Origin of the sequence: Ferrimonas sp., from assembly GCF_048263965.1 — a bacterium.
In the GTDB taxonomy this organism is placed as follows: Bacteria; Pseudomonadota; Gammaproteobacteria; order Enterobacterales; family Shewanellaceae; genus Ferrimonas.
Map to the genome: position 1 here is coordinate 19901 of NZ_JBLXDO010000003.1, position 21915 is coordinate 41815.

21 protein-coding genes are annotated in these 21915 nt (G+C 57.5%); 8 read left to right on the forward strand and 13 right to left on the reverse strand.

Annotated elements, in window-relative coordinates; translation table 11 throughout:
- Nucleotides 1-185: 185 nt before the first annotated feature.
- The 6 genes from ACN0RV_RS04285 to ACN0RV_RS04310 all read left to right on the forward strand — a co-directional run bounded on the left by ACN0RV_RS04285 (nucleotide 186) and on the right by ACN0RV_RS04310 (nucleotide 6468).
- Complete coding sequence (locus ACN0RV_RS04285; RefSeq protein WP_417345894.1) at nucleotides 186-2093, forward strand: methyl-accepting chemotaxis protein; 1908 nt, start codon at nucleotides 186-188, stop codon at nucleotides 2091-2093.
- A gap of 225 nt (nucleotides 2094-2318) precedes the next feature.
- Nucleotides 2319-4019: a hypothetical protein gene (locus ACN0RV_RS04290; protein WP_417345896.1), complete on the forward strand. Its 1701-nt coding sequence runs from the start codon at nucleotides 2319-2321 to the stop codon at nucleotides 4017-4019.
- A gap of 152 nt (nucleotides 4020-4171) precedes the next feature.
- Nucleotides 4172-4546: a hypothetical protein gene (locus ACN0RV_RS04295; protein WP_417345897.1), complete on the forward strand. Its 375-nt coding sequence runs from the start codon at nucleotides 4172-4174 to the stop codon at nucleotides 4544-4546.
- A gap of 59 nt (nucleotides 4547-4605) precedes the next feature.
- Nucleotides 4606-5562 carry a LysR family transcriptional regulator gene (locus ACN0RV_RS04300; protein ID WP_417345899.1) on the forward strand — a complete coding sequence of 319 codons (957 nt, stop codon included), beginning with the start codon at nucleotides 4606-4608 and terminating at the stop codon, nucleotides 5560-5562.
- Nucleotides 5563-5642: 80 nt separating this feature from the next.
- Entirely contained in the window at nucleotides 5643-6254 is a 612-nt protein-coding gene (locus ACN0RV_RS04305; RefSeq protein ID WP_417345901.1) for a LysE family translocator, read from the forward strand.
- A 124-nt stretch (nucleotides 6255-6378) separates the two neighbouring features.
- Nucleotides 6379-6468 carry a YnhF family membrane protein gene (locus ACN0RV_RS04310; RefSeq protein ID WP_136853662.1) on the forward strand — a complete coding sequence of 30 codons (90 nt, stop codon included), beginning with the start codon at nucleotides 6379-6381 and terminating at the stop codon, nucleotides 6466-6468.
- A gap of 60 nt (nucleotides 6469-6528) precedes the next feature.
- Here ACN0RV_RS04310 and ACN0RV_RS04315 read toward each other — a convergent pair whose 3' ends face one another.
- From ACN0RV_RS04315 to ACN0RV_RS04335, 5 genes are all read right to left on the reverse strand, one after another.
- Nucleotides 6529-7071: a PIN domain-containing protein gene (locus ACN0RV_RS04315; protein ID WP_417345904.1), complete on the reverse strand. Its 543-nt coding sequence runs from the start codon at nucleotides 7069-7071 to the stop codon at nucleotides 6529-6531.
- A 193-nt stretch (nucleotides 7072-7264) separates the two neighbouring features.
- Nucleotides 7265-8431 carry a glutathionylspermidine synthase family protein gene (locus ACN0RV_RS04320; RefSeq protein ID WP_417345906.1) on the reverse strand — a complete coding sequence of 389 codons (1167 nt, stop codon included), beginning with the start codon at nucleotides 8429-8431 and terminating at the stop codon, nucleotides 7265-7267.
- Nucleotides 8431-9093, reverse strand: coding sequence for a DUF1190 domain-containing protein (locus ACN0RV_RS04325; protein ID WP_417345908.1), 663 nt, complete (start codon nucleotides 9091-9093; stop codon nucleotides 8431-8433). Before ACN0RV_RS04325 ends, ACN0RV_RS04320 begins: the two co-directional genes overlap by 1 nt.
- A gap of 9 nt (nucleotides 9094-9102) precedes the next feature.
- The gene (locus ACN0RV_RS04330; RefSeq protein WP_417345910.1) at nucleotides 9103-9519 is read right to left on the reverse strand and encodes a DUF350 domain-containing protein; all 417 of its coding nucleotides are present in this window, start codon (nucleotides 9517-9519) and stop codon (nucleotides 9103-9105) included.
- A gap of 54 nt (nucleotides 9520-9573) precedes the next feature.
- Nucleotides 9574-10053 carry a DUF2919 domain-containing protein gene (locus ACN0RV_RS04335; protein WP_417345912.1) on the reverse strand — a complete coding sequence of 160 codons (480 nt, stop codon included), beginning with the start codon at nucleotides 10051-10053 and terminating at the stop codon, nucleotides 9574-9576.
- Nucleotides 10054-10195: 142 nt separating this feature from the next.
- On the opposite strand from ACN0RV_RS04335, the gene ACN0RV_RS04340 reads away from it, so the two are divergent.
- On the forward strand, nucleotides 10196-10576 hold the full coding sequence (locus ACN0RV_RS04340) for a hypothetical protein (RefSeq protein WP_417345914.1): 381 nt from the start codon (nucleotides 10196-10198) through the stop codon (nucleotides 10574-10576).
- 38 nt (nucleotides 10577-10614) lie between these two features.
- Here ACN0RV_RS04340 and nth read toward each other — a convergent pair whose 3' ends face one another.
- The 7 genes from nth to rsxA are packed head-to-tail and all read right to left on the reverse strand — an operon-like array spanning nucleotide 10615 to nucleotide 17378.
- Entirely contained in the window at nucleotides 10615-11256 is a 642-nt protein-coding gene (nth, locus tag ACN0RV_RS04345) for an endonuclease III (protein ID WP_417345916.1), read from the reverse strand.
- 45 nt (nucleotides 11257-11301) lie between these two features.
- Nucleotides 11302-11994, reverse strand: coding sequence for an electron transport complex subunit E (locus ACN0RV_RS04350; RefSeq protein WP_028110570.1), 693 nt, complete (start codon nucleotides 11992-11994; stop codon nucleotides 11302-11304).
- Nucleotides 11991-12623 carry an electron transport complex subunit RsxG gene (gene rsxG / locus ACN0RV_RS04355; RefSeq protein ID WP_417345918.1) on the reverse strand — a complete coding sequence of 211 codons (633 nt, stop codon included), beginning with the start codon at nucleotides 12621-12623 and terminating at the stop codon, nucleotides 11991-11993. Before rsxG ends, ACN0RV_RS04350 begins: the two co-directional genes overlap by 4 nt.
- A complete protein-coding gene (rsxD, locus tag ACN0RV_RS04360) occupies nucleotides 12623-13678 on the reverse strand; it encodes an electron transport complex subunit RsxD (RefSeq protein ID WP_417345920.1) in 1056 nt (351 codons plus the stop codon). Before rsxD ends, rsxG begins: the two co-directional genes overlap by 1 nt.
- Before the next feature lie 3 nt (nucleotides 13679-13681).
- Nucleotides 13682-16237, reverse strand: coding sequence for an electron transport complex subunit RsxC (rsxC, locus tag ACN0RV_RS04365; RefSeq protein WP_417345921.1), 2556 nt, complete (start codon nucleotides 16235-16237; stop codon nucleotides 13682-13684).
- A gap of 7 nt (nucleotides 16238-16244) precedes the next feature.
- Nucleotides 16245-16796, reverse strand: a complete 552-nt coding sequence (rsxB, locus tag ACN0RV_RS04370; RefSeq protein WP_417345923.1) for an electron transport complex subunit RsxB — start codon at nucleotides 16794-16796, stop codon at nucleotides 16245-16247.
- 3 nt (nucleotides 16797-16799) lie between these two features.
- Entirely contained in the window at nucleotides 16800-17378 is a 579-nt protein-coding gene (rsxA, locus tag ACN0RV_RS04375) for an electron transport complex subunit RsxA (RefSeq protein ID WP_028110565.1), read from the reverse strand.
- Between the two features lie 534 nt (nucleotides 17379-17912).
- On the opposite strand from rsxA, the gene ACN0RV_RS04380 reads away from it, so the two are divergent.
- Nucleotides 17913-18812, forward strand: a complete 900-nt coding sequence (locus ACN0RV_RS04380; protein WP_417345925.1) for a DMT family transporter — start codon at nucleotides 17913-17915, stop codon at nucleotides 18810-18812.
- Between the two features lie 41 nt (nucleotides 18813-18853).
- Here ACN0RV_RS04380 and ACN0RV_RS04385 read toward each other — a convergent pair whose 3' ends face one another.
- Nucleotides 18854-21802 (reverse strand): EAL domain-containing protein, encoded by a 2949-nt coding sequence (locus tag ACN0RV_RS04385; RefSeq protein WP_417345927.1) that lies wholly within the window; start codon nucleotides 21800-21802, stop codon nucleotides 18854-18856.
- Nucleotides 21803-21915 lie beyond the last annotated feature (113 nt).

Sequence of the window (21915 nt, forward strand, 5' to 3'; positions counted from 1 at the left end):
ATAAGGAATTAGACTGCTGGCTGCCTAACCCTGGGATAAACATCACAGCAAAGCAATCTCGGATGAATTCACTGCATATGATGCATCGGTCTAACTGGCTGATAAACAAGGATTGAGCTACACTCCCGCTCCCTTTTTTTGGGGTTCAGATGAACCTCGTTGATGCAAAGAGCAAGAGTGTAAATGTGAAATCTTTGGGCTTTAAGCGTTCCATCATCCTGTCGGTTGTATTGTTGGTAACCCTGAGTCTGGTGGCCGCCAACTGGCTCTCCTACCTCAACTTGAAAGCAAGCGTAATTGACAGTGTCAATAAGCAATCCATGGCCACGGTTCACTATGAAGCCCTGAATATTGAGACCTGGTTTGCCAGTAAAAGGGACACCATCTCTGCCATGGCAAAACACTATCAAGCGGGGCATAGCCCCGAGCAGTACGTTTCTGATGTTCACAAGATGCGCAGCGCCAGCGGTATAGATCAGGTGGTGATCGGGCTGGAAGATGGCCGGGCGTTTTCCACCATCCAGGGAGGGTTCTGGAGCGAGGGAATCGCCAATACAGCCTCATATGACCCTCGCCAGCGGGCTTGGTATTCGCAGGCTAGGGCGTCCGGCGTCCTGGACATTACCGACCCCTATGTGGGTGCTACCAGTGGTAAGCTCCTGGTCGGTGTGGTGAAGAGTGTGGCCGATGGCGTGATTCTGGGTGATATTGAGCTGAGTGTTCTTCAGAGAACCGTGAAAAGAGTTGATTTCCCCGGAGCCGTTACTGCCATCATGGATGAGCATGGCAAGGCATTGGCATCCAACTCGCCAATGCTGACTGAGGGCACCTATTTCCGTGATGTGGGGATGGGTGCGGTGCATGAGGCCATGTTAGCCAAAGAGGAAAACAGCACCGCTTATACCCTTGATGGCGTAGAGAAACTGGCTTTTACCAAATCGATCTCACTGGTTAATGGCAAGAGGTGGTATCTGTTTGTTGGCGTGAATAAGTCGGTGGCTTACGCGTCACTGGACAAGGCGCTGTGGGATGCGCTGATCCTCTCTGCAGTCTTGCTGGCCATTGGTGTTGGCCTGGCTGTGGCCGTTCTCCATGTGCTGTTTCGGCCGATTCTCTCTCTGAACGAGATGGTCACCGATCTGGCCCAGGGCAATGGCGATCTGACTCGCAGGCTGCCAATCACCGGCAACGACAACCTGGCGCAAATCGCCGATGGCATTAATCGCTTCATCGGTAATCTGCAAACCATGATGCTGGAGGTGTCCGCAGCCTCGGATCACATCAGCCGCTCGGTTGAGTTGGTGCAAGCCCAGGCGGAGTCCAACAACGGGGTGCTCAAAACACATACCACAGAGACCGAGCAGATTGTGGCGGCCATTGAGGAGATGAGTGCCACCGCCAACGATGTGGCTCGTAATGCCGCCGAGGCATCGCGTTTCACCACCGAAACCAATGCTAAGGTTCACGACTCCAAGGCGATCGTTACCTCAGCCACCGAAACCGTCTCTCGGTTGGTCAGCGATGTGGACACCACTTCCGACAATATTACCAGCATCGGTAAGGACACCGACGACATTACCTCGGTGCTGAAGGTCATAGGGGAGATCGCTGACCAGACAAATCTGCTCGCCCTCAATGCCGCCATTGAGGCGGCTCGTGCCGGAGAGCAGGGCCGTGGCTTTGCGGTGGTGGCCGACGAAGTGCGCGCCCTGGCCGCCCGGACTCAAAGCAGTACCGCAGAGATTGAAGGTACCCTTGGTAAGTTACAACAAGGCACAGGGGCCGCCATCGAGGCGATGGGCGTGACCAAGAGCAGCTGTGAACAGACCGCTGCAGGCGCCAATGAGGTGTCCAGTGATCTGGATGACATCGTCCAATCGGTGGCTAAGATCAATGATCTCAATACCCATATTGCTACCGCTGCCGAAGAACAGAGCTCGGTGGCGACGGAGATCAGCCGAAACATCTCCACCATTCGGGAGATCGTGGGAGAGCTGTCTGCCAACGGTCATGCAACGGAGGCTGAGACCACCAATTTGTCAGCGGCTAACAGCCAGTTGAAGTCCATCGTCGGTCAATTCAAACTGCGCTAAATCCACTTTCCCGGAGTCAACAGGGCCGCTTGTGCGGCCCTTTTTTATGGGTTCAAGAGGCCGATGCCCCCTGGGATGCCGGATTTGTTCTGGAATACCCAATCTTTGGGGGCCACCGAGATCAAGGAGCCGTATCTAATTGGTGACAACAGGTTAAGGTGTTGTTTTAATTGATACCCACAAGCTGGCTTGCCAGCCTTTATTCGAACAGCAAGGAAGATGATGATGAAAAAACTGGGTTTGTCCGTAATCGCCGCAGCGGTGATCGCAGGAGGGGTCTACATCAATCAGACCCAAACCAGTGGCACAGGCATGCTGGAGCAGGTTCCTGCCGACACGGTTTTTTTCGCGGCACAGGTGACGCCCTTTCCATTGCGGGCCCAGCTGGAGCAGTACTCGGCTCCGGTGATGAGTGAGCAGGAGCTGGCGATGATGAAGCAGGAGCTGGAGGAGATGACTCAACCTTCAGCCCGTTTCCTGATGACCTGGTTTATCCATTATGCAGAGGCTTTGACCAGTCCGGACCGGTTCATCGAGGATTACGGCCTGGCGGATGAGGTGACGGGTTATACCTATTCGCTGGGAATGATCCCCGTGCTGAAGTCCAGCCTGGCCCATCCCGACAAGCTGTTTGCCACCCTGGATCGTTTTGAGCAGCAAAGTGGCCAGACCCATGAGATGCGTACCCTAGGTGAGCAACAGGCTCGGGTCTATCCTCTGGATCTGGATGATACCGGCGAGGTGATCGAGCTGTGGGTGGCTTACCATCAGGGCGAGGCGACTCTGACCCTGGGCGCCCCTTTTCTCGGGGAGGAGCAGATCAAACAGGCCCTGGGCGTGACCCTGCCAGCCAACTCCCTGGCGGACAGTGGCGAGGTGGCCCAACTCAAGACGCGCAATAGCTTCTCCAGTGACAACCTGGGCTTCATCAACCATAAGCAACTGGTGACCGGACTGTTCAGCCAGGATGGTAATGAGTTTGCTCGTCAGATGACCAAGCTTATCGACAACCCCTCGGAGGTGGTGTCATTCCGCAACCCGGAATGTCTGAGTGAGTGGTCGGCCATTGCCGAGAATTGGCCCCGTACCTCCTTTGAAAATGACTATCGTCTGGAGAGCGGCAAACTGGTTGTGGAAGGGCAGATGGTGGTCGAATCCTACAATGGCGTGATTGTCGATGCTCTGACAAAGATGCGGGGTTTCCTGCCTGATCTCGGCAAAGGCATCGAAGGCCCGTTGCTCAGCGCGGCCCTGGGCATCAACGCGGATAACCTGCAGTCGAGCCTGACGACCATCCGCAATCAGTGGCTGGAGCAGGAGTACCAGTGTCAGGCCCTGGGCGAGATCCAGGACGAGCTGAAGATGATGCCGCCGGAAACTCTGGGCCTGTTTGCCGGATTCACCGATGGGGTGCAGGGCATGAGCCTGAGCATCTTTGACTACGCCCTGGATCAGCAGGGACTCAGCAGCGAGATGATTAAGCGTGTGGATATGCTGATGAGCTTCTCCGCTAAGGACCCTGGCAAGATTGTCGCTACCGGTGCGGCCGCTTTCCCTCCTTTGGCCGAAATCAAGGTTGCGCCGGGAGAGAAGAAGCAGATGGACCAGGTGATGGGGCAGCCATTGCCTCAGACCATGACCGTCGAACAGGCAGGTGAGCACCTGTTGATCTACTCCGGCGCTAAATCAGAAGCCGCGGCCCAAAAGCTGGGCACTCAGCCAGCGAATCCCAACGGCCTGTTCTCCATGGTGTTGGACTACCGGCGCGCCCTTGAGCCCATGATGCAGCTACTCAGTGCCATTGAGCCAGAAGCGGCCGCAGAACTGGCGACCTACAGCGACATGGATGCGCGCCTGATGATGGAGATGGATGTGGACAGCCGTGGGCTGGTGCTGAGTTACGATCAGAAACCGACACAGCGTTAGTTCCAGCCTCAGGCTCTGTGGCCTGATGTCTATAAAGTCGACATCAGGCCATAAATTTTTCCACTTTTCTGTCGAAAAACCATAGGTAAGATCGGGGGAACTGATGGCCACAGCCCACTGTGGTCTCTCCTTCGGAAAATGTGGAGCCAATGATGACCAGTAAACAATTTCTCACCTTTCACAGCACTGTCTACGGCTTCTTTGCCCTGGCGCTACTGCTGATTCCCCTCCAGCTTTGGCCGCTGTATGGGCTGGAGATCGCCGACGGCGATGCCCTGTTTCTGTCGCAACACAACAGCATCTTTCTTGGCGGCCTCGCGGCGTTGACCTGGTTGTTGCGGGATCTGACCCAGCCCGACACCCTTAAGCGGGTGCTGACCGGTATCTTGATCACCAACCTGTTCGGAGTCGCCATCACCCTGTATGCCTGTGTCTTGGGTGTGTTTTCCGGTTTCGGTTGGAGCGATCCCGCATTTTTCACCTTACTGGCTTTGATGAGCCTAACGCAGTTAAAGAGGCTGGATTAGCCCCGTCACCTACCTGGTGGTTTGTCGTTGAAGGTTTTTGGGGTATATAGGGGGTTTGGATGTCGGTATCGGACCCTTTCATGCGCCATAATCTCAACCAGCTCAGGGTGCTTAGTGCGCTGCTTCATACCCCTAATCTGACCCGGGTGGGAGAGGCGTTGCACATGACCCAGTCGGCGGTCAGCAAGACCCTGGCCCAGCTTCGCGACGACTTTCAGGACCCCTTGCTGATTCGTGATGGCCAGCGTTATCTGCTGACCCCAAGGGCTGACGAACTGAAGCAGGTTCTTCCCGAGATGATGAAGCAGCTGGAGGGGCTCTATCAGCCACCCGCATTCGACCCAGCCCAGTGTCAGCGCACTTTTGTGTTTGCCTCCTCCGATTACGTTGCCCAGTTCATCTACCCCCTGATTGCCGCCGAGGTGGCTCGTCAGGCCCCCGGTGTGACCTTGAAGTACCGGTTGTGGCAGCGAGAACAGGTGCATCAGCTGGCGGACCTGCCCATTGACCTGGTCTCTACCATTCTGGAGGAGGATGAAGTGCCCGAGAGCCTGTGCCATTGGCCCGGCGGGGAAGATGGGCTGGCGGTGGTATTGCGCCAGGATCACCCTCTGGCGACAGGGGAACTCAACCTCCACAGCTACCTGGCCAGTCGCCACCTGTTGGTGAGCGGGGGAGGGGATAAGGACACCCCGGTGGACCGCCATCTGGCAACCCTGGGCCATCGGCGGCAGATCTGGGCTGAAGTGCCCTTCTTTCAGGCGGCGGTGGGCATTCTGTGTCACTCAGACGCCCTGTTGACCACCCCGCTTCACATCGGGGTTCAGCTTGCCGAAAACGCCCCTCTGACCATTCGCCGCCTGCCCTTCATCCTGGCCAAGCAGGGCTACCGCATGTTGTGGCACCACAGGCTTGATCATGATCCGGCACATCGCTGGTTTCGAGAGCTTGCCCAGCCGCTGCTCGAAGGGCATCTGCGCAGCTATGTGGCCAAAGGGCATGAGCATTTGGAATGACTGTGATGACTAGATATCTCTTTGTGGCATCTTCCCGGGGGATTATGCTGGAGACATTGAAGTACAGATAGGAAAGAGCAATGAGTTTTACCACCTGGCTGCCCTTGGCCACCATCTGCATACTGGGCGCCATCAGCCCCGGGCCAAGCCTGGCCCTGGTGATCAACAACACCGTGCAAAGGGGCACGGCGACAGGCCTGAATACCGCCATTGGTCATGGCCTGGGTGTGGCCCTGTATGCGCTGATCACCGCCATGGGGCTGGGGCTGATGATCAGCCAGACGCCCTGGTTGTTTCAGGGGCTGCAGTATGCCGGCGCCGCCTTCCTGCTCTATATGGCGTTTAACATCCTGAGGGCCAAGCCTGCTGCTGACACCGATGAGCCCAAGCCCCATAAAAGCCGGTTTGTTGGCTTTGGCGGTGGTTTTATGGTGGCCTTCCTCAACCCCAAGCTGGCGATCTTCTTCCTGGCCCTGTTCAGCCAGTTTGTTCGCGAAGACCTGACTATTGGGAATCAGCTGGTGATGATGGCCACCGCCGGCGGCATCGATGCCCTGTGGTATGCCGCCGTCGCCTTGGGGATCGGCCGCACTGGCCTGCTGGGTTGGCTTAAATCCAACGCCCTTTGGGTGGATCTGGCCAGCGCCCTGATTTTCATCGCCCTGGCCACAGCCGTGGTGCTGCGAAGCTGAAGATTTTTTCGATTAAAGTGAACAAGATTATCAGTGTGATCCAGATAACAGATGTGATTGAGCTCACTTGAGTCACCCATCACAGGGCGTAAGCTGGTGTCAACCGTTGTTGAGCTAAGGAGTGATGTTGATGGACACTAACCTGAAATTCGCGCTGGGCGCCGTTGTCGGCTCTCTGGGCATGATCGTGGTGCTGGCTTCCTTTATCTTCTAAGGAAGGCCAAAGCCGAACAAAGCCGCCTCTAGGGCGGCTTTGTTGTGTCTGGCGTAGGACTCAGTTGTATTGAATGCTATCGCCGGAGAGACGAATAATTTTGTCGGCAATCAGCTGCTGGAACTGGTTCTGAATGGCGACATCGTTCCCCTGAATCTTCATATGGGCGGCAATATGGTTCTTCAGAGTAGCTATGGTTTTCGGCCGCTTGTTCTTGGGGATTGAGATCAGCAGTTGCAGCATCTTGTCTGGATTAAGCGGGGCAGTGCTTACGCGGACCTGGTTGCATTGGCGTCCATTGCTGCGGATATGGACAACCAGAGGGGTAAAGCCGTTGTCATTACTGATCACGTCAAAGGCGATATCCGGTGACTCCAGTGCATCAAACTTGCCCAGATAATAGCTCAGGTGAAAATCCAGATTATTGGATTGAATCTCTTGTACCTGGACAAGCGTCAGTTCTATGGGGGAGTGATACCGCTGGGTACCCAGGTCCACTTTGGGCTGTTTGGCGCCAACAAGCAGCACCACCTTGTCGTAGGCGCCGAGATCAACTTTATCCAGGCTGCCGATATTCTCATAATCGATGAATGCCCACTTCATGCTCACCTCCCTGTGGCCCATAGTCTCTAGCCAGTAAGCATGGTACAAAGCTGGTAATTCAACAAAGTCCGCCTGATCGGCAAGGCTATTGAATTCCTTTCAGCCTATTGCGTCCTAAGGTTTGATTGGAATGGCTCAGTCAGAGCGATTAATGACAAAAAAGCCCCTGAGAGTGGCTCCCAGGGGCTGTTATTCAGGGCAGGATGATGTGGGGCACGAAGCGGGAGAGGTCCTGGGTGATCAGGCTCGAATCCTCCCGAACCGAGATGCCGGCGGCTTCATCTCCCACCAGCCAGGAGCCGATCAGGGCGTAGTCTTCGCCAAAGCGGGCGAGGGGATGGAACGCCTGGTAGATGACCCCCTCCTCACCATAAGGCCCGTCACTGTCTGCCACCGCCTGGCCTCCCTCGAGAATGCGCACATTGGCCCCCTCTCGGGAGTAGATGGGTTTCTCCACCAACTTGCTCTCACCGGCCAGGTGCAGCTCATCTGCGAAGTAGGCGGGCAGCAGGTTGGGGTGGTTGGGGAACAGCTTCCACAGCATCGGCAGCAGCGCCTTGTTGGAGAGCACCGATTTCCAGCTGGGCTCCAGCCAGCGGGTCTGACTCTTGTCCAGGTGCTGGCCGAACTCTTCTCTGAGCATAAACTCCCATGGGTAGAGCTTGAAGGCGGCATGCATGGGGCGATCCTGACCATCCACGAAGCCGCCCTGGGGAGTCAGGCCGATCTCCTCGATAAAGGTGAAGCAGGCGTTAAAACCCGCCTCTTCGGCGCAGTCCTGCAGGTACTGCACTGTGCCTCTGTCCTCGTCTGTGTCCTGACAGCAGGCGAAGTGCAGCGGCACCGGCGGCCAGCTCTTCTTTAGCTGGGCGAAGCGCTCAATCAACTTATCCTGGATGCTGTTGTACTGGTCACTGCCGATGGGCAGGGTGCCATCCTTGAGGCGGTCCTCCAGCCACAGCCACTGGAAAAAGGCGGACTCATACAGGCTGGTGGGGGTGTCGGCGTTGTTCTCCAGCATCTTGGCCGGACCGGTGCCGTCGTAGGCCAGATCCATACGGGCATAGAGAGAGGGATCCTTCAGGCGCCAGGAGCGAGCGATCATCTCCCAGTGCTCCCTGGGAATGGCGAATCTGGTCAGCAGCTCCTCGCTGGCCATCACCTTGTCCACCACCTCCAGGCACATCTGGTTGAGCTCTGTGGTCGGGTCTTCCAGATCCCGCTCTATCTGCTCCAGGGTAAAGGCGTAGTAGCGACTTTCATCCCAGTAGGGTTCGCCATACATGGTATGAAAATTAAAGCCATAGCTTTGGGCCTGGCTCTGCCAGTGGGCCCTGGGGGTTATGAGTTCACGACGCATCAGCCGCCCCAGCCCCTTGAACTGCTTTTGGTGCTGCGGGCCTGGGTGGATTTTACCCGGGCAATCTTGCCAAAGCCGCCGCGCTGAGTCACCGTGGTGGCCTTCTTGGGGGTGAAGTTGTTGGGGGAGGTGCGCACCACCCGGTCGTTGGCCCGGCCTACGGTGTCTCCGGCGCCGGTCACCAGCTTGCCGTACATGGGCGAACGGGCGTTCTTGGAGCTGTAGAGCGGGGCTGAGCGGTATTTGCGGGAGGATCCACTCAGCATGCTGCCCATCATGTAGCCGTACATCATTGGCATAAACCAGCCACCACCGCCGCTGCTTTCGGCGTACTGGTCGCCGTCGGCCAGGGAGCCGGCAAACTCGCCGCCACCCATGCATTGATCGGCGCCGAACTCCAGCTCGCAGTCGTCCAGAGAGTTGAAGCGAGGGGCGGTTTCCTCGGCCAGGGCCATGGCTTCACCGAAGACATCCCGGCACAGCTGCTCCTGATCCGGGTTGACCAGGATGCACTCCTCCGCAGTTTTGTAGACCTGGGCAGTTTCCTGCTTGGGGGCAGGGCTGCAGCCGGACAGCATCAGGGAGACACTGACCGCGGCGGCCGTCGGTGCCGTGGCCTGTTTCTTAAATCTTGGGGAGAGGACAGAACGACTTCGTTTCACAATCTGCTCCTAGTAGCTCATGCAGGCCGCATTGAGAAGGCCTACACAGATGTTAATGGCAGCCAGCACGATGGCGGCGGCGATGTTGTTTTGCTCGATCTTTTCCACCAGGCCGGGAAGGATCACCAGCCTTACTACGGTGAAGGCCAGCAGTTGGGCCACCAGGGCAACGCCAGCCCAGAGGACGTAATCCACCAGGGAGACTGAGTTGGCCGCCGCAGCAGCCAGGGCCAGGGTAAAGCCAATCAGGGCACCACCAATGCCGATACCCGCCGCCTGGTTCTGTTCCTGTTTCACCAAGCCCCACTCATCATAGGGAGTCAGAGCAGAGTAGATCACCTTGAACAGGGCGATCAGGCCCAGGCCGATCACCAGGTAGGTAAAGAAGGGGCCAATTCCGGCCAGAGAGTCAGTCAGCATATCCATATGTGTATCCAGTTGGTCGAAACGATTATTGTAAACAAAAGGTTGGGGTGGGCGCTAACCCCGGGTAACCCCGTGGCTCAGGACATGAGCGCCATCAAAATAATCCCCGATTCTGCGGCTCTTCAAAAGGTACCAGCCAAACCAGAAACTGGCTAACAGGGGCAGGCTTTGATAAAGACCGATCTCCCCCCGAAGGTGCAGGACCCCGGAAAGTTGCAGGGCCAGGTCAACCAGCCAGTTGGCCAGCAGCAACCAGCGGCCATAACGCCAGAGTGTTGCCAGGGCAGGGCGTTCGTCGCTCTTGAACCGGCCGCAGACCATCAGAACCACCACAGGTAATCCCGAGGCCAGACCAAGGTAAAAGTGGTGGGTATCAGGGTAAAACAGCGCCAGAATATCCGATCCCGTCGTCCGGCTGGCGGCGGCGATGGCGAGGAGCAGCCAGGTACGGGCGAAGAATGCCAACAAAAGATAGAGCCATACCGGTGCCTTGAGGCTGCCGTGTTGGTCGTATGCGTGTATTGGGTAATTCAATGGGGTATCTCTTTGCTGGCTCTTGAATAAGGAGTGGGGGCGCTAGTAAGGTTTTTCAATAGTAAGAATATAAGTGAATGGAATATGAACAAGGGATGACAACGGACTATGATTGGTTCGACCTGTTTGGCAAGGATGCACTATGAAACCCAGATTCGAAGGGGGCAGCACTCTGTTGGTGCGGATCCCTCCCCACGAATTCCCCCAGACCCTGAGCTTCTATCGGGATATCCTCCAGCTCGAGGAGGACGTCAGTTTCAGCAAGCCCTCTCTTGGTGCCCATGCATTCTGCTTTGGTGCTTTGCGCTTGGTCCTGTGTGAAGTGGATTGCATCAGCCGTACAGAGATATGGTTGCACCTGGCCACCGCAGATGAGGCCGATGCCGCTTTCTACCTGGCTCAGCATGGTGTGGTACGCCGGGACGAGATTGCGCCTTTGCCCGAAGGGGACAAGGGGTTCTGGATAAGCGCTCCGGGTGGCCTGATTCACCTGGTCAGCAACCTGGGCCATCCTTTAAGCTGACCGGGCATAAAAAAGCCGGACACTGTCCGGCTTTGCTGTTATTCGTCTGGGTAGATCTTCTCTTTAAACTCGCACAGATCTTCGATGATGCAGCTTCCGCACCTGGGTTTTCGTGCCAGGCAGGTGTAGCGTCCGTGCAGAATCAGCCAGTGATGCACGTCCACCTTGAACTCGGCAGGCACCACCTTCAGCAGCTTCTGTTCCACCTGGTCCACATTTTTACCCATGGCAAACTTGGTGCGGTTGGACACCCGGTAGATGTGGGTGTCTACGGCGATGGTGGGCCAGCCAAAGGCGGTGTTCAGCACAACGTTGGCCGTTTTGCGACCCACCCCGGGCAGTGCTTCCAGTGCCCCCCTGTCTTCGGGGACTTCACCGCCGTGCTTATCCACCAGGATCTGCGCCGCCTTGATGACGTTCTCCGCCTTGGTGTTATACAGGCCTATGGTTTTGATGTACTCCTTCACACCCTCAGCCCCCAGATCCAGCATCGCCTGGGGCGTGTTGGCGGCGGGGAAGAGGTTGCGGGTGGCCTTGTTGACGCTCACATCGGTAGCCTGGGCGGACAGAGCCACCGCCACCAGCAACTCATAAGGATTCGAGAACTCCAGTTCCGTGGTGGGGTGAGGATTGTTGTCCCTGAGCCGGGTCAGGATCTCCAGCCGTTTCTCTTTATTCATTATGTGTTTGCGTTCCCTGTTCAGAGCCTGTTCTTTTTCTCCGGATCAATTGGTGACCCGGGCACGCTCAATCTTAACGGCTTCCTTTTTCTGGGCAAAGGCCGATTCGACCTTGTCATTCAGGGCGTTTTTAGCTGCGATGAGCAGACCCATGGCGATAAAGGCGCCAGGTGGCAGCAGCGCCAGCAGGAAGGGACTTTGCACCTGCCACAGTTCAATGCGAAGTGCGGTGGCCCAGTCCCCCAGCAACAGCTCGGCGCCATCGAACAGGGTGCCCTGACCCAGGAGTTCACGCACCCCGCCCAGCAGGCACAGCACCAGCAGGAAGCCCAGGGACATCATCAGGCCATCGAAGGCGGCGTGAGCCACCGAGTTCTTGGAAGCGAAGGCTTCTGCACGGCCGATGATGACGCAGTTGGTCACAATCAGAGGCAGGAAGATCCCCAAAGACAGGTAGAGGCCATAGGCATAGGCGTTTACCAGCAACTGCACACAGGTCACCAGGGCAGCGATGATCATCACGTAGATGGGGATGCGCACCTCATCGGGAATCCCTTTGCGCAAACCGGCCACCAGCATGTTGGATGCGATCAGCACCACCATGGTGGCCAGTCCCAGGCCCAGGGCATTGGTCAGGGTGTTGCTCACCGCCAACAGGGGACAGAGTCCCAGCAATTGCACCAGGCCCGGGTTGTTCTTCCACAAGCCTTGCCAGGCGATCTCTTTGAGTTGACTCATCGTTTCTCTCCACACTGGGGGGCAGAGGGGATCTCTTCTTTAAAACGGCGCACGTAATTCAGGGTGTTACGAACCGCCTTGGTGTAGGCGCGAGGGGTAATGGTGGCCCCGGTAAACTGGTCAAACTCGCCCCCATCCTTCTTGACGCTGATGCGCTTGTCCTTCTCATCTTTTAGACGATAACCGACGAAACTCAGCACCCAGTCTGACTTGCGCAGCTCAATGCCATCGCCCAGGCCGGGGGTTTCCTTATGGCTGAGGGTGCGGACCCCCAGCAGGTTCTCGTTCCAGTCGATGCCCACGATCAGGTGGATATCGCCGTTGTAGCCGTCGGGAGCCGTGGTCTCCAGGGCCAGGCCGACAGGGCGGCCCTCCTTGAGAGCCACGAAGGCGCGCTGAGGCTCTTCACTGCCCAGGTACTGATGACTGGTGATCAGGTGGCAGCTTTGATGCAGGGGGATGTCATACTCCTCTGCGGGCAGAATCTGGTGCAGGGTTTTCAGCAGTTGCTTCTGCTGCTGCTCGTATATCCGGTCTTCGGTGAGCTGATGCGTCACCGCCACCAGGGCAGTAGCCGCCATGCCAAACAGCGCCAGCACCAGACCATTACGTTTCATGGAGTTCAGCATTACAGGCTCCCGTGTCCGTAGGTGCGTGGGCGGGTGTAGTGGTCAATCATCGGGGCGCACATGTTGGCCAGCAGCACAGCGAAAGCGAAAGCGTCGGGGTAACCACCAAAGCTGCGGATTACGAACACCAGCACACCTATGATGGCACCGAAGATCAGCCGGCCCTTGGGGCTGGTGGCGGCGGTGACCGGGTCGGTCGCAATGAAGAAGGCACCAAACATGGTAGCGCCGGAGAGCCAGTGGAACATCAGTCCGCCGGTGCCATCGGGGTGCAACATGGTGCCGAAAATGGCACTGATGCCCAGGGCGATCAGCACAGCAACCGGGATGTGCCAGCGAATCAGCTTCTGCTGGAGCATGATCAGGCCACCCAGGAGGAATGCGGCGTTCACCCAGACCCAACCTACGCCGAGATTATCGACGAAGATCGGCTTGGAGAAGCTCTCTCCGGCGGTCAGACCCAGGGTCAGATCGGTCTTGAGCGTGTCCAGTGGCGTGGCCATGGTGACACCATCCACACCGACCGCCAACTGGCTGATGGTCAGTTCCAGGCTGTTGCTGCCCAGGAAGATCATCTGCAGGGTGTCACCGAAACTCAGCACATTGGCGGCCAGGTCCTGAGGCGGCATCCAGGCGGTCATCTGCACAGGGAAGGAGATCAGCAGGGCCACATAGGCCACCATGGCGGGGTTGAACAGGTTTTGCCCAAGTCCGCCGTAAAGCTGTTTGGCCACGGCAATGGCAAACAGGCTGCCCAGTACCACAATCCACCAGGGAGCCAGAGAGGGCATACAGATCCCCAGCAGCAAACCAGTCAGCACCGCAGTGTAGTCGCCAATGGCGTTCATCACAGGGCGGCCGCGAGCCACCATGAACAGCGCTTCCACCAGCACCGCAACGGTAATGGCCAGAGCAATCTGTATCAGGTTGCCCCAACCGAAAAAGTACCACTGGGCAGCGATGCCGGGCAGGGTGCACAGTGCCACTCTCTGCATCACCTGGTGAGTCTTGGTATGCACTGTGGCATGGGGGGAGGAGGCGATCTTAAAAGCCATCGTTTACTGCTCGTCCGTTCTAGGGGCAGCATCTTGCTGCGCATGTTCTTTGGCTGCGGCCTGTTTGGCCTTCGCTTTGGCAATGGCCCGGGCTACTGCGGCCTTTCTGGCATCGTCGGTGTTGGCTCCGGAGCCCTGTGGCTGGGGCTCAGCCTGCTCGTCCTGAGCTTGCTGCTCAGCGGCCTTTTTGGCTTTGGCCTTGGTGATGGCAGCGGCCACGGCTGCTTTACGTTTGTCCTCGGCAGAGGCGGGCTCGCTGTGCTCACTCTGCTCAGCGGCCTGCTTGGCTTTGGCCTTGGCGATGGCGGCGGCCACGGCGGCCTTGCGCTTGCCCTCGGCAGAGGCGGGCTCGCTGTGCTCACTCTGCTCGGCGGCCTGCTTGGCTTTAGCCTTGGCAATGGCGGCGGCCACGGCGGCCTTGCGCTTGTCCTCGGCAGGGGCAGGCTCGGCTTGCTCCCGCTGAGCCGCGGCCTGTTTGGCTTTAGCCTTGGCGATGGCGGCGGCCACGGCGGCCTTGCGCTTGTCCTCGGCAGGGGCAGGCTCGGCTTGCTCCTCTTGAGCCGCGGCCTGCTTGGCTTTAGCCTTGGCAATTGCGGCGGCCACGGCGGCCTGGCGCTTGTCCTCGGCAGGGGCAGGCTCGGCCTGCTCCCCCTGAGCCGCGGCCTGCTTGGCTTTGGCCTTGGCGATGGCGGCGGCCACGGCGGCCTGGCGCTTGTCCTCTGCTGGCGCTGATGAAGGCTCTGCAGTTTGAGCCGCGGCCTGTTTGGCTTTGGCCCTGGCAACGGCGGCGGCAACAGCGGCTTTCTTCGGGTCCTCGGCCTGAGGTGCCTGGGCGTCGCGTTTGGCCTTTGCTCTGGCGACTGCCGCGGCGACGGCGTCCTGGCGGGAATCGGGTGAGGCTGCTGTCTCGCCAGTTTCCGCTTTCTGAGCCTTGGCGGCTCGGGCCTGGGCTTTTCGTTGGGCGCGCAGTGCTGCCATATCCTGGTCGCCTTTTTCCTGCTCTTCTATGGCGTCAGGCTTGGCTTTTTTGATACGTGCCAGTGCGGCCTGGACCGCATCACTTTCTGGAGCCGGCGCGGACCCCCTGCGACGGGCGGAAGCAGCCTTGTGGCGATTCTCACGCTCCTGTTTCTCTGCCTCAAGACGGGCTTGTCGGGCTTCGAAACGGATCTTGGCGGCTTCTGCTTTCTGCTGTTTCTGCTCTTCGTGACGGATGGCAGCCTTGGCTACGCGGTAGTATTGCACCAGCGGAATGTCAGACGGGCAGACGTAAGCGCAGGCGCCGCATTCAATGCAGTCACGCAGGTTCAGCGCCTGAGCCTTATCCAGCTCATTGGCACGCGCGTGCCAGTACAGCTGTTGTGGTAGAAGTTGCGCCGGGCAGGCTTTGGCACACTCACCACAACGGATACAGGCCAGCTCTCTGGCATTGCCCGGCAGCTCTTTTCGGCTTGGTACCAGAATGCAGTTGGTGGACTTGATCACCGGAGCCTTGAGGCTTGGTAGGGTAAAGCCCATCATAGGGCCTCCCATGATCGCTTTCTGGCCAAACAGCTGAGGCTTAAACCTGGTTTGCTCCAGTAGCCAGTCGATGGGAGTACCCAGACGAACCCAGTAGTTACCCGGTTGCTTGCTGCGCTCGCCGGTAACGGTCACCACCCGCTCAATCAGGGGTTCGCCATTGAAGATGGCGCGCTTGATGGCGAACACCGAACCGACGTTCTGCATCACCATACCCATCTCGGCAGGGATGGTGCCACTGGGCACCTCGCGACCGGTGAGCACCTGAATTAGCTGTTTTTCACTGCCAGAGGGATACTTGGTGGGGATTACCCGCACCAGCAGTCGCTCCGGGTCGAATTGACTGTTTTTGATCGCCTGCTCGATGGCAGCAATGGCTTGAGGTTTGTTGTCCTCGATGCCAAACAGGATGCGTTTTGGACTCAGAACCTTGTCCAGAATCCGCAGTCCTTGAACAATCTCGGCGGCAAATTCGCGCATCAGAGTGTCATCGGCGGTGATGTAGGGCTCGCACTCTGCGGCGTTGATCAGCAGCACTTCAATGGGGTTACGGGGAGCCAGTTTGATGTGGCTGGGGAAGGTGGCGCCGCCCAATCCGGCAATGCCGGCCTGACGGATCTTCTCCAGGATCGCTTCCTGACTCAGTTCATCCAGGGACTTGATTGGGTGGCGTTCAAACCATTCATCTTGACCATCGGCACGCAGAGTGACGGTCAGTTCCTTCAGGCCGGAGGGGTGAGCAGCATCCCACTCCCCGATGGCCTCGATGATGCCTGAGGTGGGGGCGTGTACGGGCAGGCTCATGGGGCCTTCTGCCTGTGTCAGGGGCTGGCCACGCTTGACCGCATCGCCCTCTTTAACCAACAGGTTGCCCGGTTGGCCAATGTGCTGGCTGACCGGAATGTGGAACAGCTCCGGCAGGGGCAGCAGGTCGATGGGCGTCTGGTTGGACTGCTCCTTGTTCTCCGGCGGGTGGATGCCACCGGGGAAACTCCAGAGTTTGCCGCTGTCGATCTCTTCAATCAGGGTCTGAATCATTCTTTACTCACTCCACCTCGGTGACCGCGATGCGGTTCAGATCCCAGTTCCAGTTCTGTTTGGTGGTCTTCACTGGAATCATGTCGATGCAGTCGACGGGGCAGGGGGCTACGCACAGGTCGCAGCCGGTACAATCTTTGGCAATGACGGTGTGCATCTGCTTGCCGGTGCCGACGATGGCGTCCACCGGGCAGGCCTGAATGCACTTGGTGCAGCCAATGCACTCCTCTTCGCGAATATAGGCTACCCGCTCAACCTGTTCTCCGCCTTCCAGAGGTTCGGGGTCGACACCCATCAGGTCTGCGAGTTTCTGGATGACGGCGTCACCACCCGGAGGGCAGAGGTTGATGGGAGCCTGGCCAGAGGCTATCGCTTCGGCATAGGGGCGACAGCCAGGATAGCCACACTGGCCGCATTGAGTTTGCGGCAGCGTGTTGTCAATCTGTTCCACCACGGGATCCGATTCCACTTTAAAGCGGATGGCGGCATACCCGAGGGCCACACCAAACACCAGGGCTAGCCCGGCGAGTACAAAAATGGCGATTAAAATACTGCTCATCGTCTATTTCACCAGCCCGGTAAAGCCCATGAAGGCCAGGGACATCAGACCGGCTGTAATCATTGCAATGGAAGCGCCCTTGAAGGGAGCAGGGACATCGGCGGCGGCCAATCGCTCTCGCATGGCGGAGAACAACACCAACACCACAGAAAAACCTACGGCAGCACCGAAGCCGTAGATCAGTGAGCCAAACAGGTCGTGCTGTTCCTGGACATTCAACAGAGCCACGCCCAGTACCGCACAGTTGGTGGTGATCAGGGGCAGGTAGATACCCAGTACCCGATAGAGCGACGCGCTGGTCTTACGCACCACCATCTCGGTGAACTGAACCACCACGGCGATCACCAGAATAAACGCCAGAGTCCGCAGATACACCAGGTCGAAGGGGATCAGCAGGTACTGGTTGATCAGATAGCTGCACAATGAAGCCAGGGTCAGGACGAAGGTGGTGGCCATGGACATGCCGATGGCGGACTCCACCTTGCCCGATACCCCCATAAAGGGGCACAGACCTAGGAATTTCACCAGAACGAAGTTGTTCACCAAGATGGTGCCAACCAGTAGCAGCAGATACTCTGACATGGAAATGAGGCTCGGATTACATTTAGCCCCCTATTATCGGTAATTGATTGGTCATAAACAACTGAGGAGCAATGGGGTTATTCACAGAAGATCGTCCAATAGCGACCCCGGTGGAAATATTGAGCAGCTTCGCTTCATTTTCAGTAGCTTGCATTGCCCTTTTTCTGGACACTTCGACCAAAAAGGCGCCGGTGAGTTTGGCGAGGCGCACTTGAATGGGGGCGCAGAGAGGGAATGTGACCACGAGGTAAGGGGTTTGCTGTTGGGGAGTGAGCCTGGGTGAGGTGAACTGTTAAGCGGGTCACGTATTTGAGTTTTCACAGAAAAATGATGGTTATGAGTGAACAGTCGTCGAAACAGCGCTCTTTTTCGATTTTCAGTGATTTCTGCCTCCTAGTTATGCGTCCGGGCCGAATGGCTAACATCTTGAGGTGGTAACTGACTATTCTCTGACGTGCAAATGTCATCGGGAATCTCTAAGATGTGCGCGAATTTGGGCCTAAGTTCAAACCTTGTTGTGACTGTGGAGAGGATGTGAAAGGAAGAGTCGCCGAATGTGCACTGGTTTTTGCCATGGTGCTGTGGGCCAGCAGTTTTATTGCCTTGAAGCTGGCGTTTGTGAGTTATGACCCCTGGACGGTGATTGCCGGCCGCATGTGGGTGGCAACCCTTTGTTTCCTGGTGATGTGGAAGCGGGTGATGCGCTTCGAGTATCGCAGTGGTGACTGGAAAGTACTGTTGATTCTGGTGCTGGCCGAACCCTGCCTTTACTTTATACTCGAGGCCATGGCGCTTCAGTACACCAGTGCCGGTCAAGCGGGCATGGTGACCTCTCTTGCTCCGCTGCTCACTGCCGTGGTGGCCTTTATCTTCCTGAAAGAGAGACTCAGTCGTATCGCGGTGTTTGGTCTGAGCATCGCCATTGGCGGGGTGTTGATGCTGGGCACCGACGGGCATGGCTCAGAGGCAGCGCCCAACCCCATGCTGGGTAACGCCCTGGAGTTTGGTGCCATGCTCTGCGCCGCCATCTGCAGCGTCTGCCTTAAGCACCTGAGCAGTCGCTACTCCGCGCTGACGCTGACGGCGTTGATGTCATTCGCTGGCCTGATCTTCTTTACGCCGCTGGCAATGACTCTGGGAAATCCCTGGCACTGGGATGATCAGGGGGTTGCCGCCATCGTTTTCCTCGGGGCCTTTGTGACCCTGGGAGCCTATCTGCTCTATAACTACGCCATTGCTCATATGCCGGTGACCCGAGCGGCCAGTTTCGTCAATCTGATTCCGGTGTTTACCTTGGTGCTGGCTTATCTCATCCTCGATGAGCGCATGACCATGGTGCAACTGGGTGCCTGTGGACTGGTGATGATAGGCGTGGGTGTCAGCCAGATGCGCAGCCGCAAGGGGGCAACTCAGACTGCCGAGCAGCTGGGATAGCGGTGAGTGTGGGAAAAGGGGAAGCCGGTGGTTTCCCTTTTTTACGCGTGAACCTTGGAAGGCGCGTCCGCCATCCACTGCTGCAGTTTCTTTGCGGACATGGGGCGCCCGTACAGGAATCCCTGGAAGATGTGACAGCCCATCTGCTCCAGTTGAACGCGTTGCTGCTCGGTTTCAATCCCTTCGGCGATAACCCCAAGGTGCATGTGTTGGCCAATGGCGATCATCGATTCCAGCAGCGGCTGGCTGGTGCCCCGGGTCAGTTCGTCCACAAATGACTTATCGATCTTGAGTTCGTCCAGAGGCAGATCTTTGAGATAGGCGAGGGAGGAGTAACCGGTACCGAAGTCATCCAGGGAGACCAGGAACCCCGCCTGACGAATCAACTGAAGCTTGCTGATGGTTTCCGGCACATCCTGAAGCAGGGCGGATTCCGTCAGCTCCAGAACAAAGCGGCCGGGGTCGATGGCGGTCTGCTCCAGTTGCTCCATCAACTGCTCAACAAAGTCACTCTGAGCAAATTGCCAGGCAGAGACGTTGATGGAAATCCGCTTTGGGCAACAACCCAGGCTTTGCCACTGAGCTGCTTGCTTGAACGCGGCGGTAAACACCCAGGCGCCCAGCTTAAGAATCAGCCCTGTCTCTTCGGCAATGGGGATAAATATGGCCGGTGAGATGGGACGGCCATCCGCTCTATTCCAACGCAGCAGGGCTTCAACACCCACCAGTTCACCGTTACTGCGAATCTGGGGCTGGAAGTGCAGTTCGAAGCCGTCATTTTCCAGGGCGTCTCGCAGGCCCCTCTCTATCTGAATCCGGTCGTTGATCTTGTCTTGAAGCTCGGAGCGGAACACCACGTACTGATGGCGGCCATTGTTTTTGGCCTGGTACAGGGCGATGTCCGCGAACCTCAGCAGATCCAGTTCCGTGGGCTTGTGGGTAGGCAGCTCATCGGGGTAGAGCACCACACCTATACTGCAACCGGCATTGAGTAGCCTGTCGCCCACTTGCAGTGGCTTGGTCATCAGGGCAATTAACCTGTCCGCCATCTCCCTGGCCTGAGTCTCCTCCTGATCTGGCTCGCAGCAGTGAACCACCACAAATTCGTCGCCACCCATTCGGGCAACAAAGATCGATTCATCCAGGTGTTCTCTGAGCCTGCGCCCCACGCCCCGAATGACTTCGTCGCCAACATCATGGCCCAGGGTGTCATTGATGGTTTTGAAGTGGTCCAGATCCAGCAGATACATGGCGGCACCTTTGCCTTGGGTGCGGCAGTGTTCCAGGTTGTTTCTCAGGTGTTCGTGGAGCAGTGCCCGGTTGGGCAAGCGAGTCAGGTAGTCCTGATAGGCCATCTGTCTCATGTTGGACTCGGCACTCTGCCTTTGCAGCTCGGCGCCGGCTCTGGCGGCAAAGATCTCCAGAATCTCCTGCACCTGATTCACCTGCGTCAAGGGCTTGGTATCCACCACCACCATGATGCCTATGGGCTGATTGTTGGGGTCATGGATGGGCGTGCCTATGTAGGACTCAATGCCGAGGTCCTGGAGAATCAGGTCTTCAGGGAACAGCTGCTGAACATTGCTTTCGTAGACACAGGTTTGACGACCCGCCACATTCTCACAAGGGGTGTCAGCAAGGTCATAGGTGAAGTTCTCAATGATCTGGCCATCGGAACAGATGGAGTAGGTGGTGATCTGGTCCCAACTGCCCCTATTGGTCTGCATCCCGAGAAAGGCCATCTTGGCGTTGAACAGTTTGGCCAGCGTCAATACCAGGTTGTCGAAAAACTGATTGCCATAACTGTCGGCCAGGCCTCGGGCGATCTCTTTAATGGCGGTTTCGGCGTTGTATTCACTGGTCACATCGGTGTGATAGATCACCACACCCAGGGTGGCACCATTATCAGAGCGAAGCGGATAGGCCCTGAACTTCAGCCATCGTGTCCTTTCAGGCACTAGACCTCCATACTCCTGACCCTGTTCCAGTGCCATGGTGGCGAACTCCCGATGTTCCCCTTCCGGGAGATCAGCAAAATAGATTTCCAGATCCAGGTCGCCAAGTTCCAGTAGATTCAGGAGAAAGTCCTGGTCGTCATCGCACAGGTCTCGTTTCCAGTACCGACGGCTCGCCTGGTTGGTTTTGACCACACGGCCATCCAGGTTCAGTACCTGGATGCAGGCGGGGGCCTGGTCCAGCACAATCTCCCATCTGGGGCTCTCTGGCTGCGGTTCCATGTGTGAAGGAAGCGCAGTGCCCCGAGCGCCAACTGTGGGCTGAACCTGCTCCCTGACTATCGCCTGTGACATCATCAGTGCCATCACGAAAAGGCTCAGGCCAGACGCATCCAGCCAGTACAGGAGGGGGGAGTCCAGCAGCCACTCGCCGACGAGAGTCAGAGTCGGGCATGCCAGAGCAATGGCCAACAGCAGCGCCGTCCGGGAGCGCCCGTTTCGGTGCATAACAGAGCAGCGACCCCAGCCCCAGGCGACCAGGGCCAACCCGAGAACCAGGGCGACCAGAGCCGAACTGCCCGGATCGCCTCTGAGCATATAGACGGTTTGCCCCCAAGGGAGTAAGGCTGGTTCATAGGAGACCTGAGAGGCGATGCGCATGGGCAGAGGACCCTGCATATTGGCCAGAAACAATCCTATGCAGGCGATGCCTAAGCCAATGGTCCAGGGGTGAATTCGTTTTTGGCGGCTGTAGTAGGCGATAAACAGAAACAGGCTGATAAAGAGAAAGGGAAGGAGAGCGGTCTGACATTTCATCACTGTGCTGTGAAGAGTCAGATCTGAGCTGGGCATGATGTAGGCGTAACAGAGCTGCTGACCCGCTATGCAAAGAGTCATGACAACAAAGGCCAGCCGCTCCCGCCAGACCAGCACTCGTGAATTTAGAGTGAGGATCTGCCAGGCAATATAGAGGGATACTCCGAACGACCCAATACTCAACAGCTCGGCCAGGGGATGGCTGCTCGTTTCTACCATGGTTCGTGGTCTGCCTTGCGCATTTTCGAATACGATTCCGGCCCAGTGTAACAACAAGACAACATTATCGGTAGGGCAGATTTTGTTATCTGACGCCCCAAGTCAGGGTAAAA